The organism is Pedobacter sp. Leaf170 (assembly GCF_920984665.1).
In the GTDB taxonomy this organism is placed as follows: Bacteria; Bacteroidota; Bacteroidia; order Sphingobacteriales; family Sphingobacteriaceae; genus Pedobacter.
On the sequence record NZ_CAKLBP010000008.1, the window covers coordinates 35,178 to 53,887 of the forward strand.

Here is an 18,710-nt window from a genome sequence, read left to right on the forward strand (position 1 = left end):
AAATTAAAAAACCCCGGCTATTTCGCAACAGCCCGGGGTTTAACTAACCATTTTTTAATCTATTTTAACGAGAAAGAAGTTTCTTTAACATCTTTGGAATTTGTACCAATAAATAATTTAAAATCTCCTGGTTCTGCAACGAATTTCAAATCAGAATTATAAAATTTCAAATCATTTTCGCTTATGCTAAACGTTACATTTTTGGTTTCGCCGGCTTTTAAATATATTTTTTGAAAACCCTTTAATTCTTTAACCGGACGCGTAATGCTTCCAACTAAATCTTGAGTGTAAAGTTGCACAACTTCTTTACCACCAACAGCACCATTATTGGTTACCGGGATTGTAGCGGTAATACTTTTGCCTTTTGTAAGTGTGTTTGAGCTAAGTTTAATATCGCCGTAAGTAAAGGTTGTATAGCTTAAACCATAACCGAAAGGATATAGCGGATCGTTACTTACATCTAAATAATTTGAACGAAATTTTTCGAACCATTTACCTTCTGCCAATGGGCGACCAGTATTTTTGTGTGCATAAAAAATTGGAACCTGACCAACGTTTTGTGGAAAGGTAGCACTTAATTTACCTGATGGATTAACATCACCAAAAAGAACATCGGCAATTGCATTTCCAGCTTCGCTACCCGGAAACCAAACATTTAAAATTGCAGGGATATTTTCGTTTTCCCACTTCAATGCTAAGGGGCGGCCGGTAAATAAAACCAAAACAATCGGTTTGCCTGTTTTTGCTAGTTCTTTAAGCAAGTTTTTTTGCGTTTCAGGAATTTGAATATCCGTTACGCTACTGCTTTCGCCGCTAAATTCAGAACCTTCTCCTAAAACCGCTACAACTACATCCGATTTTTTTGCAACATTAACTGCTTCTTTAATCAATTCTTCTTCAGTTCTAGCATCGCGGGTGTAAGTTTTATTATGAATGTTTACGTAACGATGTTCTGCCACAGAATCTGCCAGGAAATTAGAACCACGTGCGGTTAAAATCTTTGCATTTTCGCCTAATGCATTCTTCATTCCCTGTAAAACGGTTACCGATTTATCAAAAAGTGCAGCAACACTCCATGTTCCGTACATGTTTGCTGTATTATCAACCAATGGACCAACTAAACCTATGGTTCCTGATTTTTTTAATGGCAAAACATTATTTTGATTTTTTAACAATACAAAACTTTCTGCAGCAATTTCTCTTGCCGCCTGACGGTTTTGTGGTGTGAAAACTTCTGTTTCAGCTCTTTTAGCATCGCAAAATTTATATGGATTTTCGAACAAACCAAGTTTATATTTTGCCTGAAGAATTAAGCGACAAGCATTGTTAATTTGCCCGATATTCACTTTTTTCTCTGCTAATGATTTTTTCAAAGTGCCTAAAAACCCTTCGCCAACCATATCCATGTCAACGCCTGCATTTAGCGCTAAAGCCGAAACGGTTTGCAAGTCTCCCATACCATGCGCAATCATTTCAGGTATGCCGGTATAATCTGTAACCACGAAGCCTTTAAAGCCCCATTGGTTGCGTAAAACCTCGGTCATTAACCATTTACTACCTGTTGCCGGTATGCCATCAACTTCGTTAAATGATGCCATGATACTAGCTGCGCCTGCATCTACAGCTGCCTTATATGGCGGTAAATATTCGTTATACATTCTAACTTTGCTCATATCGGTAGTGTTGTAATCTCTACCCGCTTCTGCAGCACCATAAAGCGCATAATGTTTTACGCAGGCTAAGATTTGATTGTTAGCTTTTAAATCGCCCTGGTAACCTTTAACCATTGCTTTTGCAATAGCCGAGCCTAAATAAGCATCCTCTCCGTTACCTTCTGAAATGCGGCCCCAACGTGGATCGCGGGAAATATCTACCATAGGAGAGAAGGTCCAGTTGATGCCACTTGCGCTTGCTTCAACTGCTGCAATTCTTGCCGATTTTTCTACCGCATACATATCCCAGGTTGCGCTCATACCCAAAGGAATAGGAAAAACTGTATTGTAACCGTGGATAACATCCATTCCAAAAAGTAATGGAATTTTTAGTCTGCTCTCTTCAACCGCAACTTTTTGAACAGCTGCGATTTTATCAACCCCTTTAATGTTGAATAAACCACCAACTTCGCCATTTCTGATTTTTTTACCGATATCGCTACTATTGGCTTGCCCGGTGGTTATATCTCCCGAACTAGGTAAATTTAATTGGCCGATCTTTTCATCAATCGTCATCTTCGCCATTAAATTGTTGATAAAGGCATTCATTTTTGCTTCATCAGCAGGAACTGGCTTTTTTGTTTGGGCAAAACTATTCATTGCCAAAGCAAAAATTAAACTAAACAGGAGGTTCGCTTTTCTCATTATATTGTGTGTTATTCTTTTACTATTCTACTTTTTTAACATCAGTTTTTGATGATACACCATTTTCATTTATCGCTTCAATTGAGAAATAATATGCTTTTTGACTATCCATTGCTTTAAACCAATGCTCATTAAAATCGTGTATCATAATGCAGTTGTAAAGCTTATCTGGCGCTGTACCATAATACAAATTATAGGCAAAAGCATTATCAACTGGCTGCCATTTGATGTATGCACTACGCTTATCTTTTTCGGTTCTTAAAACAATTAAATTTTTAACAGCATCAGGTTTTTGTCCGTTACCGTTTCCAAATACTCTTAAACCACTTATTGCAAATTTTCCGGTAGGCATGTGGATATTTACCATTTTTATAAATCTTGTTTTTACAGGTTTTTCTAGCTCGATGTAATCATGCGGAACATCAGTTTTATTTTGGCTTTTATCTACAAGGGTTGTCCAATTTTTTCCATCAACAGACGATAAAATTTTATATTGATGGAAGATGCCTATTTGTTTGCCCAAAAATTCAGCATCCTGATCTGCATAATTTATCTGAATGGCATTTACCGTAGCTAAACTTCCTAAATCGGTTTGAATCCATTCTCCGTTGTTGGATGTTTTTGCACTCCAATAGGTTTTTATACTTTCATCGACAGCGTTATTTGCATTAAATGAACCCAATGTTGATGAAACCGTAACTGGTTTTTTATAATTAATCAGCATCCACCCCGGTCCGGCTGGTCCGCCTTCTTTTCTTTCAGATGGCAGATATAGCGGATAATCGCCAAAGGCAGTATTTGTCCACATCACATCGTCTTTATCGAAACCTGTAGGCCAAATACCCATTCTTCTTTCCCAGGTATTTTTAACGCAAATTATGCTGGTAGAAATGTGCCAATACTGTTTGTTGTTATCTTGAAAGGTTGCACCATGACCAGCGCCTCGAGAAAATCCACCACCTTTATAACTCAAAGGGTCGGATTGTGGTGTAAATGGGCTATCGTAAAACAAGGGCTTTGTACCCACAACAACACCATCCGAATACCCACTAAATTCTGTTCCGGGTGCACCATATTGAAAATAATATTTTCCGTTGTGCTTGGTCATCCATGCGCCTTCTGCAAAAGGATCGAGAAAAGTATCATCCATGTATTCACCGAAACGTTGCCATCCATATCTCCAGCTTTGCAGTAAATACATTGGCATGCGTGTACCTATTGGTTTAAATGTTTTTCTATCTAACTCTACGCCATACATTGGGTAATTATTACTGCTGCCATTGTACATGTAAAATTTGCCATCGTCATCAGTAAAAAACGCAGGGTCCCATCCGCCAATTTCAAGTGAATCGACCAAAGGAAACCATTTATTGCCTAATGGATCGGTACTTCCCCACAAGGTGAAATTTTTAGTGTAAGTACTTCCAAAAACTACAACTGTATCGCCTATTATGCCAACGCCGGGAGCGCAAAGTTCATCTTTGGTTTTATTCCATGGGCGAAGAAACTTACGTTCTATAAATTTCCAGTTTAGCATGTCTGAACTGTGCCAATAGCCCCACTGGTTTGTGCTGAATAACAAATATTCGCCTTTGTAATTAACTATAACCGGGTCTGCAGTTGCCCGATGCCGGCCCCATTCTGTAAAAGATTCGAAAGGCGTGTAGCCATAATCTACGTTGATTGGATTACAGTATGTTTTTTGCTTCTGCGCAAACGCCGTAAAAACAATGGTGATAAGGAAAAATGTTAGTATGGTTTTCTTCATAGTTAAAGTAATTACGTCATTGCGAGGCACGAAGCAATCTCAGAAGAAAGAGATTGCTTCGTGCCTCGCAATGACGATCTATTTTAATCCAGGGCTTTTAAAATCCAATTTAACCAGGCCTTTCTTAACATCAGGGCTGCTCATAAATAACTTCCATAACAAACCAGAGCGATAGTTTTCAATCATAACCACCATTGGTCCTTGGTCTATGCCTAAATAGCGTTTTGGGTACCAATTATCAGTTTCTGAAAAAGCATCATAAAAACCATATTTTCCCCAAACTTTATCGCCTAAATTCTCATAAAGATGTCTGATAACTTTGATGGACTCTTTAGGTGTGTAAGGAATAGATGAAATTGCAGCCGTTGGAGAAATTACGCCAAAATCTTCCTGCGGATTATGAGCTGCATAACCTTTAACAGAATAACTTGCTGTTAATCCCCAATTGTTTTCACCGTATCCTTTAAAGCCCTTTGGGTTTTTTACGCAATAATCGTGAATGGCTAATGTATGATTTACGTTATTTTGCCAATAATCTGCATAACGATCTTTTAAGCCTTTCGGGTTTAAACCTAAATATGAATAATGTGCCCAAAACAGTGGCCCTACAGAATTTTTTTGACCTTGATAATCCATTGTAAACGGATGGCCGTATAATTCAAAATTTGCTTTAATTTCTCCTTTTCGAGCCCAACCTTCGTGATAAACTGAAGCCGGAACAGTATGAGTAGGAGAGGAAGCGGCTAGAACATACATAATCAAACACTCGTTATAACCTTTAACAGGAAAATTCATTTCCCACCTATATTCGGGCGACCAATGCCAGTAAAGTACATTTTGTCCTCCGTTACGGTACCAATTAAAATCTATACCACGCCAAAGTTCATCAGCTTTTTTAGCCAAAGCCTTCTCTGCAGTTGTTCCTTTTTTATAATATTGATTGATGCAGATTAAAGCCTGTGCAACAAAAGAAGTTTCTACTAAATCGCCGCCATTGTCTTTTCTTCCAAACGGACGAACCTTTCCGGTTTCACCATAAATCCAATGTGGCCATGCGCCATGAAAGCGATCTGCCTTTTCCAGAAAATTTAAGATTTTATTTAAACGTGCCAAACCATCTTTTTTGGTCACATAACCTCTATCTATTCCGCTCAAGATTGCCATTAATCCAAAGCCTGTAGCGCCAGTTGCAACGGTACTTTTATCATTCTCAGGGTAGATGTTGTCTTCATGATATCTTTCTCTGCCAGCTCCCGAATTAGGTTCTGCACCATCCCAAAAATATTGGAAGGTTTGTTTTTGCACAACATCCAGCAATTGATCATCAGTTAGATTTTTCTTAATTGCAGGTGCTGCTTTTATGCTCTCGAAAGATTGGGCACAAGCAGTAATTTGGCTACTTGCGCCGATTAGAATAATTAAAAATGTTTTTAGTGTAAATTTCATCAAGGTAGAGATGTATTATAGATTTGGACTAGAGAAACCCAGATTTCGCATACCCGCTTTAACCTCGGGTGCGCTCATAAACAGATTCCAAATTAAATTTGTACGGTAGTTTTCAATCATTACGATTATCGGGCCCTGATCAATGGCTAAGGTTGAGGATGCGAACCATTGGTCTTTCAAAGAGAAAGCATCATAAAAACCATAATCTCCCCAGGTTTTATTACCCAATTTATAATAGAAATATTTTAAAGCAGCCATTGATTCGTTTGGTGTATACGGAAATGATGAAAGTGCTGCGGTTGGCGCAATTACACCAACGTCGTTAGTAGGTGAACTGGCCGTATAACCTCCACTAATATCACTTGCTGTTAAGCCCCAACAATTTTCACTGTAGCCATAATATCCTATCGGATTTGCTTTGCAATAGTTATAATTGATTTGAGCATGTGCCTTGGTTTGTGTTTCGTAATTGGCATAAGCATCGGTTAAGCCTTTGGGGTTTATCCCAAGGAAAGAATAATGAGAGAAGAAAAGTGGGCCACCACTTGGTGGGCCTAAAGGTAACTGAACGCCATAATAAGTATTACCATTTCTCATTGCACCATTTTGCGCCCAACCATTATCATAAACCGTTTTTGGAACATTGTAAGTTGTAGATGCAGAAGCCATAACGTAGGTAATTAGGCACTCATTCCAGCCTTTAATCGGAAGGTTCATGTCCCAGTTGTAGTTTGGACTCCAATGCCAATAAAGTGTATTGCTGTTATCTCTACGATACCAACTCCATTCTACACCATTGTAGATTGCATTAATGTCTGCTCTTAAGGTAGTTTCATTTGCATCGGCGCCATTAAAATATTGGCGGGCTGTAATTAATCCAGCCATTAAAAATGAAGTTTCGACTAAGTCGCCACCATTATCTTTTGTACTAAATGGAATAACTTTACCAGTATTTCCATCAAGCCAATGTGGGTAAGCCCCGTGGAAACGTTCTGCGGTTTTCAAGAAAGCAACAATTTTCTGCATTCTTGCTAATCCTTCAGCTCTGCTGATAAAATTTCTGTTTACACCCGTAACTAGGGCCATTATGCCAAATCCTGAACCTCCAGAAGTTACGGTGTTTCCGGCTGTATTTCGTTCTCTTGCTAAACCACTATTTGGGTGGCCAAAATCCCAGAAATATTTAAAGGTTTGCTTTTGAACCAGTGTTAACAATTCTTCATCGCTTATGCGAGGAAATTTATCTGCATCGTCAACCGCGGTAATTAAATTAACGGTAACGTTGCTTTGTAATTTTGTGCCTGCTTTTGATAGTAAATTTGTGCTTGCAGTTAATGTATATTTTGTAATCGGTTGTAATCCTACGGAAGGTGTAATTACAACAGTATTATCATTGTTTTCTAAAGTTGAGGTAAATGCAGTAATTGTTCCTGCTGCATCTGTTAATGTTATGTTTCCGTTGATGGAAGAGAGATTAATTGGGGATGAAAATGTGAGTTTTACAACCGGGATATTGTTTAATCCATAATAAGTAAAACCTGTAAATGTTCCGTTTACTTTTAAATCTGAAAAAGAGAAAGAGGTTGGTGGTACTACCGGATCAATAGGAGCAGGTGTGCTGCCTTTTTTGCATGCAAAGAAGAAAAGAGAGATAATTAGAATTAATGGATATACTTTTATCATTACATGTAATTAAAAAGGGTTGCCAATTGGCAACCCTTAATTGTTTATTGCCTTAATATTTGAGTTGGTAAGATTATTTACCTCTACCTTCTAACTTAGCAAGGTATCCAACTTCTTCTTCAGTTAATACTTTATTGAAAATCTTAACTTCATCTAACTTACCTGTTAAATAGCTAGCCCAAGGTTCTTTACCGTGGCTTGTTGTTTGGCTTGGCGTAGTCATGAACTGTGTAGTTCCGAAAACCAGGTTGCCGGAGTTAACAAAGTTTAACGGACCACTTAATCCATCAATTTTACCAACGCTAACCCTAGAGCCATTCACAAAAACCTTAATAGTAGCTGTTGCTTCATCATAAGAAAATGCCAATGCATTCCATTTACCAAAGAAGTTTACAACGTTACTTACTGTATAAGTTTTATCGCCAGTGCCATTGTTTGTAAATACAAATTTTAATGTTGCATTATCATTTGTACTACCATTTTCGATAAACACTTCTAAATTTCCCCAAAACTGAGATTTATTAGAAAGGCTGAAAAGGCCAATGATACCGTTTGATGGAGCAGGTGTATTTACCCACTCTGTAATGGTAAAGCTTTTTAAACCAGTTACTTTAGTAGATGGCACACTCAAGAAATAGCTATCTGTAGCACCTTGTAATGATTTACCTTTAACACCCACACCAAAACTTGTACCTGTATTTGTTCCTGCTGTGTTTGATACGCTATCAATTAAACTGCCATCGAAAGCCCAGTATGCAACTAAATTTGCAGCACCAATCTGTTTAGAACTTGTGAAACCACCAATGTTTAATGCCGGAGCATAGCTAGATGGGTCAAATTCTTTTTGGCAAGATGATAACCCCAGGGTTACAGCTGCCATTAATAAGAAATATTTTGTTTTCATTTTTATTGAAATAAACAATTAATAACCTGGATTTTGTGTTAACACACCTACGCTGATATCAATCTCGTTTGATGGAATTGGCCAAACTTCATTTTTGCCAGCTTTCCAACCTTTTGGTCCGAATACAGCTGTACCACGACCCTGACGGATTACATCAAAATAACGATCAGATTCCATTGCCAATTCTACTTGTCTTTCTTTCCAAATTGCCTGGCGTAATGTTTCCTTATCAGAAGTAGTTACATCAGGAAGAATACCTGCAGCGCCATTTCTTGCTCTTGCACGTACACGGTTTAAAGATGTTCTGGCTAAGGCTGCATTATTAGTTTCATTAGCTGCTTCAGCATTCATTAATAATACATCAGCAAAGCGGATTACCCTAACATTTTGCTGGGCACCTTCGTTAAAACCGGTAATGATTAAGTTAAACGGAACATAAGATTTCTGGTTGTACATTGGATTATCGCCAGTTGCCGCAATCGCATCACCTTGTGGAGTAGTTTCGCCTCTAAAAATGATTGTTGCATCTCTTCTTGGGTCACCAGTTTCAAAGGCAGCTGCTAAAGTAGCTGTTGGAACGTTAAAACCCCAACCCCCAACAGAACCCCTAACACCTTGCACTTGGCTATACTGTGAAGTTGCAGAACCTGCAATTGAAGGAATAATTTCGCATTGAATTTCAAATACAGACTCTACGCTGTTTTCGTTGTTTAAACGGAAACCTTGCTCAAAATTCGGAACTAAATTGTAACCCATACCCATTACTGAATTTGTTAGGCTTAAAACCTGATCCCATTTGCCTTGATACATTGCAACTTTAGCATTTAAAGCCATTGCAGCACCTTTTGTAGCACGACCAATATCTGCAGAAGCATACGCTTGAGGTAATGCAGCAGCAGCATCAGCTAAATCTTTTTCGATAGCTGCATAAATTTGTGCCTTAGGTGTTCTTGGAATGTTATATTCACTAACATCTTTTGCAACGTTTAAACGCAATGGCACATCGCCAAATGCTCTTACTAATCTGAAATAAGAATAAGCACGAACAAATTTTGCTTCAGCTAAATAACGTGATTTTAAGTTCGCATCCATCGAAATGTTTGGAACGTTATCTAAAACCTGGTTACAATAGTTGATGTTTTTATACTGACCAGTCCAAAAGCCTAATAATTGGCCTTCAGTAGATGTTACCGTATAATTATCAAAACTGTTTAAATAACTGGCATCATTTGCAGAGCTACCTTTTTCAGCGTCATCGCCACCAATGCTCTCTACAGCCAAGGCCGGAAAAGCGGTGTTTTCCCAGCTTCTAAGGTTAGCATAAATAGCATTAACCCCTTTAGTGGCATCTTCCTGAGTTTTCCAGAAAGATACTGCTGGTTGTTGTGCCTGCGGTTCTACATCTAAAAAGCTTTTTTTACATGCAGGCAAAGCAAAAAGACTAGAGCAAATTGCAATCACTCCAATTTTTTGTATATAAGTATTTTTATAATTTAATTTCATCGCTTTATTAATTAGAAAGTAACTTGAAGACCTAATCTATAAGTTGCAGATAGTGGGTAAACACTTGCATCTATACCTGAACTACCTGGGTTACCACCAATTTCTGGTGTAAATCCTCTGTAGCCAAATAAGTTAATTGCGTTTTGAGCATCAACGAAAAATCTAACTCTTTGTGTTTTCCATTTATTCATTAATGAAGAAGGTAATGAATAACCTAATTGTACATTTCTTAAACGGATGTATGAACCATCTTCAACATAGAATGAGTTTGGAGCTGCATTAGCTGTAGAACCAATACTTACAGAAGGGTAGGTATTAGATGTACCAGCACCACGCCATCTGTTATCATAGAAATCTTTGCTAAAGTTCTCGTTACCGAAACGGTAAGCTAAGTTTGCGTTGTAAACATCAACACCAGCTACACCTTGAACATCGAATGAGAAATCGAAGTTTTTATAATCAAAGCTTGTACTTATTCCGTAATTAAATTTAGGGTTTGGATTACCTAAAACAACGCGGTCTTTTCCATCGATAATACCATCACCATTTTGGTCAACATATTTAAAATCTCCTGGTTTAGCAAGTGGTTGAGCTGAAGAAGAAGCTTCTGCAGTAGTCTGGAAAATTCCTGCTACATCATAACCGTAAAATGCACCAATTGGTCCACCTTCTACAGTGTATGTTGCTAGAGCACCATTTGCGATACCAGCTCCACCATCATAAATTGGGTTTTTACCAGTTACAACAGATAAAATTTTGTTGTTATTGATACCAATGTTACCGCTAACTGAATACCTCAAACCACCAGCAGTTTTATCAGACCAAGTTCCTAAAAACTCGAAACCACGGTTTTGGATATCTGCCTGGTTTCCAATTAATCTTCCTGATGATGTACCAAGAGATGAAAATACCGGAATACCGAAGATTGCCTGTTGCGTTTTCTTGTTGTAAACACCAGTTTCGATGCTTAAACGGTTATCCAAAAATCTAGCTTCTAAACCAATATCAGTACCAACAGTTCTTTCCCAGTTTAAGAAGGTAGGAACAATCATATCGATACTTGCACCTGTGTAACCTACACCATTGTAAAAGGCTACTAAACTTCCGCCTTGGCTAACCGTTAAAGTAGTTGGATTTACTGGTACACCTGCGTTACCAACTTTACCCCAAGAACCTTTTAATTTTAAGTAATTGAAAACCTTTTGGTCTTTCATGAAGTCTTCACTACTTAGAACCCAACCCGCACCAATTGAAGGGAAATAACCCCAAAGGTCTCCACCGCCATAAAATTGCGAGGCAGCATCAGCACGTAAAGTAGCGTTTAATAAATAACGATCTTTAAATGAATAATTAACACGTCCGAAATATGATGCAGAAGTACCTAAGCTACCACCATCAACAATAGTACGCGTTGCTGCAGTTCCTAATGATAGATATAAATCACCATCACTGGTGTAAGGCACATCAAATGCAGTTGCATTTGTAAAGAAAGATTTTCTTCTTTGAGCGGTTTGTCCAGCTAAAACCGTTAAATTATGCTCGCCAAAAGTGTTTTTGTAGGTTAATGTATTTTCTAAAATCCAGTTTCTGGTTTCGTTTCTGTTAACTCTTAATGTACTTTGTGTAGTACGTTGACCCTGAGTTGCAGCGTATAAAGGTGTGTAACCTCTAACCTCGTTCTGACCAAAATCACCACCTGCACTTGTTCTAAATGTGAAGTTTTTAGCGAAGTTTAATTCTGCATAAACATTACCTGTAATACGATAGTTTCTTGATATTTGATTAAAATAATCGATTGTAACTTGTGGATTGAAGTTGTTACCACCACCTAAGCTAAAATCATTCGCATCACCATAACTACCATCAGCATAATAAACCGGAACTACCGGGCCTGCTGCATAAAGCTGGCGAAAAATGCCATCATCTTTATCTCTTGAGCTTATTGCTGTACCAGATACTGTATAACCAACTTTTAATGGCTTTAAGATTTGGAAGTCGTTTGATAATTTAGCGGTGTAACGTTCCCATCCTTCTGTTTTAACAATACCATCTTCTTTGGTATAACCTAAAGAGAAATTGTAAGTTGTTTTTTCTGCGCCACCATTAACCGAAATCTGATGATTGGTTTGTAATGCGTTTCTTAAAACCTGATTATACCAGTTTGTTCCAGTACCGAATGATGCCGGATTAGAAAATAACGGGTTAGCACCATTAATTGCTGATAATTCGTTGATAAGCGTTGCATACTCAGATGCATTTGCCATTTCGACCTGGTTAGTTACAGCTTTAAAACCTACAGAACCATTATAGCTAATAGTTGCTTCGCCTTTTTTACCTCTGTTTGTAGTGATTAAAACAACTCCATTCGCCGCTCTGATACCATAAATCGATTGTGACGATGCATCTTTTAAAATACTTGTACTTTCAATGTCGCTAGGGTTTAAGAAAGTAACATCATCATACCAAACTCCATCTACTACGTATAAAACACCGGTGTTACCATAAATAGTACCCGTACCACGAATTGTGATTTTTGGAGATGAACCAGGTGCACCAGAATTGGTGATGTTTACACCGGCAACTTTACCTTGTAATGCACTAATTGGGTTTACTGATGCTTGTTTAGAGATTTCCTCTCCTTTTACGGTCGCTACTGAACCGGTAACATCTACTTTTCTTTGAGTACCATAACCAACAACAACTACCTGCTCTAATTGCTGTGATGATGATTGTAATTCTACATTTACTGTAGTACGGTTACCAACAGCAACTTCTTGTGAGGTGTAACCTAAGTATTGGAATACTAATGTTGCGTTTGCTGGTGCGCTAATGCTATACGCTCCCGATGCATCTGTTTGTGTACCAATTGTTGTCCCTTTAACTAATACGCTTACGCTAGGGATGGTGGTTTTATCACCTCCATCTCTCACTATACCTTTTACAGTAATGTTTTGCGCAAATGCTACGTTAATTGCGAGTAAACAAAATACGGCCAGAACAGAAATTCTTGTAAAGATTCTTTTCATGCTTTATTAAAATTTAGTTTAATTGTTAAGATAAATGTGAGGTTGTTTTTTTGCTTGTGCAAGTGTTTCTACCTCAACATTAGTACATCAACATGAAAAGAATACTATCTCAAAAATGAATACCAAATACGAAAACAGGCTAAAAACACAGTTTTTAAAATGGAAACTGATAAATTAAAGCTACACAAGTGTAAAAAGTACACGAAGTGTTTTTGTGATGTAGAAAAATGCTTTTGAGAGGTAATGATGTAGTGATGTGAAATGGTTATGTAATAAAAATGTTGTTAAATGCAATCGTTCCCGGTACGGTTGTAAACAAAGTTTAGCAACCATGTTTAACTTGTATAGCATACAGGAATAAATACTTAACAAATCTACATATCTTAGAAAAAATGGGAATCTATTTTTTTAGATTCCCATTAAAAAAGATTATCTGTAAATTATTTTCCGGCAACGGTTAAATCATACATTGCTTTAACAACTGCGTCAGGCATAAAAGCATTATAGATTTTTACTTCATCTATCTTGCCAGTCATTAAGCCATATTCTGTATTTGTGCTTACAGATTTACCAGGAATGAGGTTATAATTTGCCCCAATAATTAATTCATTTGGCTCGTTCGATTTAAATAAGTTATTTCCAGTTCCTCTATCAGAATAGCTGCCGATGTTTTCACCATTGGTTAAAATATTGAATCTTCCTGTTAAGCCATTATAACTTAAAACTAAATGAACCCAATTTCCGGGTCCAATTTTTGGTGTTTTAGTTGCGTTCAGATTATCTTGAGAACCACCACCGATTGTTGAGAATCTTGGGCCAACTTTAAGTACATCAATGTTGCTTGCCGGATAACTGTTTGTGTTTAACCTAATGTCTAAATTTCCATCAAAAATACCGGGACGAGCAAACTGTGTTAACATCGTTCTTTTGGATCCATTGTTTGATATTTGTATCCATTGGCTAATGGTAAAGCTTTTAAAAGCTTCTTGCTTAAAGGCAGCAAATTGAGTGGCGTAATAAAGGTAACCTGCATTTAAATTCAATGCTTTACCTTTAAAACCGTCCACAAACGAATCTCCGGTTTTAGAAGTTGGTGCTGTATTTGTTAGTTTTTCATTGTAGGTATCATCAAAACTAAAATATGCAACTAAATTATCTTTAAGTATTTCATCTGATGTTTTGAAGCCTCCAACCGTGCCAGCATAATCATTGGGATCTAATTCAGGTAAATTATTTGGATTTCCATCTTTCTCACAAGATGAAAATAAGGAGAGAACTGGTATAAAAGCCAATAAATATCTCAACTTATATATTTTTGATCTTTTCATTTTTATATAAATTAGTAACCGTTATTTTGAGTTAATACACCTTTACTTAAATCAATTTGCTGTTGCGGTATGGGTAACAATCTATCTCTATTAGGATTATAACTTGTTTTGCCTGCGGCTTGCATCGCTTCAGCATCAATTCCCCAACGTACAATATCAAAAAAGCGCTCATGTTCCATAGCTAATTCAATCCTTCTTTCTTGTCTGATTGCATTTCTCAATGCATTTTGATCAGTTGTAGTTATGTTTGGCAATGTGCCTGCCGGTGCGCCAATTCTTGCTCTTGTTCTAATGCTATTCAATGCATCTAGGGCTAAAGTTGTATTTGCTGCTCCACCAACTTCGTTTGCAGCTTCTGCAAACATTAAAACGATATCCGCATAGCGAAGAATTCTAACATTCATCCACCAACCACCACGGTTATTATATGCAGCAATGTAAGTTGGATTCACTAAAACTTTATGGTTGTATTTTAAATTTGGCACTTCGCTTGGATAAAGCGGCGCTTTTTGACCATATAAAGTAAAGTTATCTTTACCTGCAATACTGCTGTAAAGGATTGTTCTGGCTTTTCTAGGGTCGTTGGCCTCATAAGCTGCTTCCAGAGCGGCACTTGGTGAGTTCCAGCCCCAACCTCTGTTCCATTCGGTAGTATTTCCTCTTGTGCCCTGAATACTTGCATATTGTACACCATTGGCAGTTTGGACTGTTGCACTCGCAGTTGCTTGAATTTCAAATACGGATTCTCTACTATTTTCACCTTTTTCGCTGAAGATGTCATTATAAGATACGCTTAAATCGTATTGCCCTGAATTCATAACCTGACTGGCTGCAGACATCGCCATACCCCATTTTTTTTGGTAAAGATAAGCTTTGGCTAAAATGCCATTTGCCGAACCTTTCGTAGGGCGACCGATGAATTTACTTGGCCAGCTCAAGGGTAAATTTGCCGCTGCAAATTGCATGTCGGATTCTACCAAAGCATAAATTACTTCCGGGCTACTCTGAGCTATGTTTGAAGTTACATCCAAAACTTTATCAATTTTTGGAACTCTGCCATAGGCTCTAACGAGGAAGAAATATGAATATCCACGTAGAAATCTAGCCTCTGCTTCAGCCTGAATTTTTTGCTGGTCATTAGCTATAATATCCGGGTTATTATAAATTTGGTCGATAATGGTATTACATCTATTAATCATGGTGTAATATTCTGTCCATAACGTGTTAACCCTTCCGTTGGTTAAAGCAGGGAAGTTATCCATTGCGATTACATCGGCACCGCCATCTGTAGGCGTACTGCCTTTATCAGCATCATCACTTCTGATGCTAGTTGCAACCATGAAACCATCCGATATGTAATTGTATGCTCTTAGTGCACTATATGCAGAGAACAAAAAAGTATCATAAGGCGTTCCACCCTGCGGATAAGGGTAATCATCGGCAGTATATTCACCTTGCCTTTGGGTATCTAAAAATTTTTGACAACCCGAATTTGTCGAAGCTGCAACAATGGCCAATATGCCAAGTGCAATGTTTCTTTTATAATTATTGAATATTTTCATCTTTTAAGCCTTTAATTTAGTTAGAAAGTAACATTCAATCCGAACGAATAAATAGCAGGAACCGGATAAACTCCGTTATCTGCACCGCCACCTAAAATACTTCCGATTTGGGCTTCTGGGGTGTATCCTGTTGCTTTTGTCCACGTTTGGATATTTTGGCCACTTAAATAAATTCTAAGTTTCTGAGCACCTATTTTGCTCAGCATTGTTGGTGCAAATGTATAACCTAATTGTACAGTACGAAGTCTGAAATAATCTCCAGGCTCTAAAAAGTAAGAACTGAATAAAAAGTTATTACCTCTTGTATTATCCAAAATTGGTTCAACATTTGAAGTTCCAGGACCAGTCCACGCATTTAACCTGTTGCTTTCGTAATTAAGAGTAGCAAAATTTGCGGTACGACGTTCAGTGTAGATTTTATTTCCTGCCACACCTTGTCCTTCGATAAGTGCATCAAAGCCTTTATAGCCTAAAGATAAACTCATTCCATAACTGTATGGAGGGAATGGAGTTCCTAAATAGGTTCTATCGGCAGCAGTAATCACACCATCGCCGTTTGTATCCTGATAAGCAATATCTCCAAGCTGAGAATTAGAAAATTGTGCCTGGTTTAACATTTCTTTGGCAGTTTGATAAATTCCGATTTGCTTGTATCCATAAAAATAACCAATAGATTGCCCAGAATTGGTTAAGTTTACACCACTGTTTCCAGTAATCTGAAATTCGGTTGTATTACCTAAAGATTCTACTTTATTTTTATTGTAACTGAAATTTCCGGAAAGGTTGTAGATGAAATCTCCGATTTTATCGCTCCATCCTAAGCTTACCTCAATACCACGGTTATTAATTTTACCTAAGTTGGTAAAGTAAGGTAACTGACCTGCAAGTAGAGGGAAACTGGTTAAAATACCATCAGTTGTTTTGTTATATAGATTAATTTCGGCGTTAAAACGATTATTAAAGGCTTTTAAATCAAGCCCTAAATCTAAACCCTGTACAATTTCAAATCTTAAATTTGGATCAGGAATGTAAGAATTTTGTATTGCCGTGTAAACATTTTCACCGAAAACAGCTGTTGAACCATTTGATAAACCTTGTTGATAAAGATTAGGCGAAACACCGTTAGAATTGCCAAGACGACCCCACGAAGCACGCAATTTTAAATAATCAATTCCTTTTATGTTAGATTTAAAAAATGCTTCTTCGCTGGCTACCCAGCCTAAACCTACACTTCCAAAAGTTCCCCATCTGTTTTGTGGTGAAAAACGTGAGCTTCCATCTCTTCTAATGGTTCCGTTGAATAAATATTTATCTTTGAAACTATAGCTTACTCTGGCAAATGCACCAACGTTTGTTTCTTCGCTACCACCGCCACTATTTGCCAATATATTATTTGCGTTTACGATACCTAAATACCATAAATCCGGATCTCCCGGAACAACTAATGTACTGTCTGTTCTACTACCGCCTACATTTGAGCCTGCAAAACGCAACGATGTAAAACCGGCTAATGCGGTAATTCTATGCCCACCCTCTAATGATTTCTCGTAAGTTAAGGTATGATCTTGTTGATATCTATGTGTTTCTGATTGATTTTGGCTAACTGTTGAGCGGAATTGATCGTCTCTAACAATTGTAGTTTGTGCGCCATTTTCGCCGATGTTTGCAACGAAAAATGGAGGTCTTGAGTATCCTCTTGAATGATTAAAACCAAAATCGCCATAAAAGGTAGATTTAATTTTGAAGTCTTTCAAAAATGTTAATTCTGCAAATATGCTACCATTAAAACGGAAAACCTTATTAATAGATGTTCTATCTGATCGCATAATAGCCGAAATTGGATTTCCCACTTGCGCTCTTTGAAACGATGGCATAGAATAGTAAGTATTTTCATTTAGTTGGATTGGCACAATGGGCGCTGCCCAAATTGCATTATTTAAACTTACACCGGTGCCATTTGGTTTAGCCAAGAAACCAGTAATCTCTCCACCAATTTTAAATTTATTGGTTACCTTAATTTCCTCACTTAAGCGTAGAACATATTTTTCATAACTACTGTATTTAACAACACCTTCCTGATTGTTATAACTTAAATTAACTAACGTTGTTGATTTCTCTCCGCTATTGCTAAAACTCAAGCTATTTGTATTTATCATCGCAGTGCGAAGAATTTCATTCTGCCAATCGGTATTTGCGGTATAGTTTGAAAAATCAAATGGTGCCGCTCCAATGTTAGTCAATTGGGTAGAGTATAGTTTTTTAAATCCCTCGGCATCAGTTACATCAATTTTATCGATAACTTTTTGAACGCCAATGTTTGAATTAAAATTAATCCTGGTTTGGCCACGTGCCGCTCTTTTTGTTGTTACAGCAATTACACCATTTGCACCTCTTAAACCGTAAATTGCCGCAGATGATGCGTCTCTCAATAAATCAATTGATTCGATGTCCGCTGGATTTAAGTAATCAATATTATCTTGCAATAAGCCATCTACAACATACAAAGGAGATGCACTATTAGTACTGCTAATACCTCTTATACGGATTACAGGTTGAGCACCAGGACCTCCGGAATTTACAACTGTTAAACCTGCCACCTTACCTTGTAGTGAAGCCAACGGATTTACAGCCGGCATTTTGGCTAATTCATCTCCGTTAACACTAGAAATTGAACCGGTTAAGTCTTTACGCTTTTGTGTACCGTAACCAACTACAACAACCTGTTCTAATTCTTGGTTTGCTGATGATAACACAACATTTAAAGTTGTACGTCCATTTACTGGAATTTCTTGTGTACCGTAACCAATAAATGTAAAAATTAAAGTAGAATTCGGCGGAGCACTAATGCTATATGCCCCTGATGCGTCTGTTTGTGTAGCTATTTGTGTACCCTTAACTAAAATGCTAACGCTTGGAATTGTCGACTTATCGCCGCCGTCCATTACCGTCCCTTTAACGGTTAGGTTTTGCGCAAATGTTAGATTAGTTGTAAGTAAAAAAAATAGAGACAGAACAGAAAATTTTGTAAAGATTCTTTTCATGCTTTATAATTTGGTTGAAAAATTTGGAACAAAGATGTCTTAGATCTTTTACATGCCCAAACATATTACTACAACATTAGTACATCAGCAGC

Annotated in this window: 10 protein-coding genes; all 10 read right to left on the minus strand. The window is 37.5% G+C overall.

The window, feature by feature from the left end; translation table 11 throughout:
• Positions 1-59 precede the first annotated feature (59 nt).
• Positions 60-2,357 (minus strand): beta-glucosidase BglX, encoded by a 2,298-nt coding sequence (gene bglX, locus LUA90_RS17345; RefSeq protein ID WP_255713462.1) that lies wholly within the window; start codon positions 2,355-2,357, stop codon positions 60-62.
• 22 nt (positions 2,358-2,379) lie between these two features.
• The gene (locus LUA90_RS17350; RefSeq protein WP_231463320.1) at positions 2,380-4,125 is read right to left on the minus strand and encodes a discoidin domain-containing protein; all 1,746 of its coding nucleotides are present in this window, start codon (positions 4,123-4,125) and stop codon (positions 2,380-2,382) included.
• A gap of 78 nt (positions 4,126-4,203) precedes the next feature.
• Positions 4,204-5,571 carry a glucoamylase family protein gene (locus tag LUA90_RS17355; protein ID WP_231463318.1) on the minus strand — a complete coding sequence of 456 codons (1,368 nt, stop codon included), beginning with the start codon at positions 5,569-5,571 and terminating at the stop codon, positions 4,204-4,206.
• A gap of 15 nt (positions 5,572-5,586) precedes the next feature.
• On the minus strand, positions 5,587-7,254 hold the full coding sequence (locus tag LUA90_RS17360; RefSeq protein WP_231491895.1) for a glucoamylase family protein: 1,668 nt from the start codon (positions 7,252-7,254) through the stop codon (positions 5,587-5,589).
• Positions 7,255-7,327: 73 nt separating this feature from the next.
• Entirely contained in the window at positions 7,328-8,158 is an 831-nt protein-coding gene (locus tag LUA90_RS17365; RefSeq protein ID WP_231463315.1) for a LamG domain-containing protein, read from the minus strand.
• A gap of 18 nt (positions 8,159-8,176) precedes the next feature.
• Positions 8,177-9,661, minus strand: a complete 1,485-nt coding sequence (locus LUA90_RS17370) for a RagB/SusD family nutrient uptake outer membrane protein (RefSeq protein ID WP_231463313.1) — start codon at positions 9,659-9,661, stop codon at positions 8,177-8,179.
• A gap of 11 nt (positions 9,662-9,672) precedes the next feature.
• Positions 9,673-12,687 (minus strand): TonB-dependent receptor, encoded by a 3,015-nt coding sequence (locus LUA90_RS17375; protein WP_231463311.1) that lies wholly within the window; start codon positions 12,685-12,687, stop codon positions 9,673-9,675.
• 440 nt (positions 12,688-13,127) lie between these two features.
• Positions 13,128-14,015, minus strand: a complete 888-nt coding sequence (locus LUA90_RS17380) for a LamG domain-containing protein (RefSeq protein ID WP_231463309.1) — start codon at positions 14,013-14,015, stop codon at positions 13,128-13,130.
• Between the two features lie 11 nt (positions 14,016-14,026).
• The gene (locus LUA90_RS17385; protein ID WP_231463307.1) at positions 14,027-15,577 is read right to left on the minus strand and encodes a RagB/SusD family nutrient uptake outer membrane protein; all 1,551 of its coding nucleotides are present in this window, start codon (positions 15,575-15,577) and stop codon (positions 14,027-14,029) included.
• A gap of 20 nt (positions 15,578-15,597) precedes the next feature.
• A complete protein-coding gene (locus LUA90_RS17390; RefSeq protein ID WP_231463305.1) occupies positions 15,598-18,618 on the minus strand; it encodes a TonB-dependent receptor in 3,021 nt (1,006 codons plus the stop codon).
• Positions 18,619-18,710: the final 92 nt, after the last annotated feature.

What these genes read in the sequence shown, in the direction of transcription:
- LUA90_RS17380 (WP_231463309.1), bottom strand. Translation starts at nt 14,015, where the DNA reads ATGAAAAGATCAAAAATATATAAGTTGAGATATTTATTGGCTTTTATA.
- bglX (WP_255713462.1), bottom strand. Translation starts at nt 2,357, where the DNA reads ATGAGAAAAGCGAACCTCCTGTTTAGTTTAATTTTTGCTTTGGCAATG.
- LUA90_RS17390 (WP_231463305.1), bottom strand. Translation starts at nt 18,618, where the DNA reads ATGAAAAGAATCTTTACAAAATTTTCTGTTCTGTCTCTATTTTTTTTA.
- LUA90_RS17360 (WP_231491895.1), bottom strand. Translation starts at nt 7,254, where the DNA reads ATGATAAAAGTATATCCATTAATTCTAATTATCTCTCTTTTCTTCTTT.
- LUA90_RS17370 (WP_231463313.1), bottom strand. Translation starts at nt 9,661, where the DNA reads ATGAAATTAAATTATAAAAATACTTATATACAAAAAATTGGAGTGATT.
- LUA90_RS17355 (WP_231463318.1), bottom strand. Translation starts at nt 5,571, where the DNA reads ATGAAATTTACACTAAAAACATTTTTAATTATTCTAATCGGCGCAAGT.
- LUA90_RS17375 (WP_231463311.1), bottom strand. Translation starts at nt 12,687, where the DNA reads ATGAAAAGAATCTTTACAAGAATTTCTGTTCTGGCCGTATTTTGTTTA.
- LUA90_RS17385 (WP_231463307.1), bottom strand. Translation starts at nt 15,577, where the DNA reads ATGAAAATATTCAATAATTATAAAAGAAACATTGCACTTGGCATATTG.
- LUA90_RS17365 (WP_231463315.1), bottom strand. Translation starts at nt 8,158, where the DNA reads ATGAAAACAAAATATTTCTTATTAATGGCAGCTGTAACCCTGGGGTTA.
- LUA90_RS17350 (WP_231463320.1), bottom strand. Translation starts at nt 4,125, where the DNA reads ATGAAGAAAACCATACTAACATTTTTCCTTATCACCATTGTTTTTACG.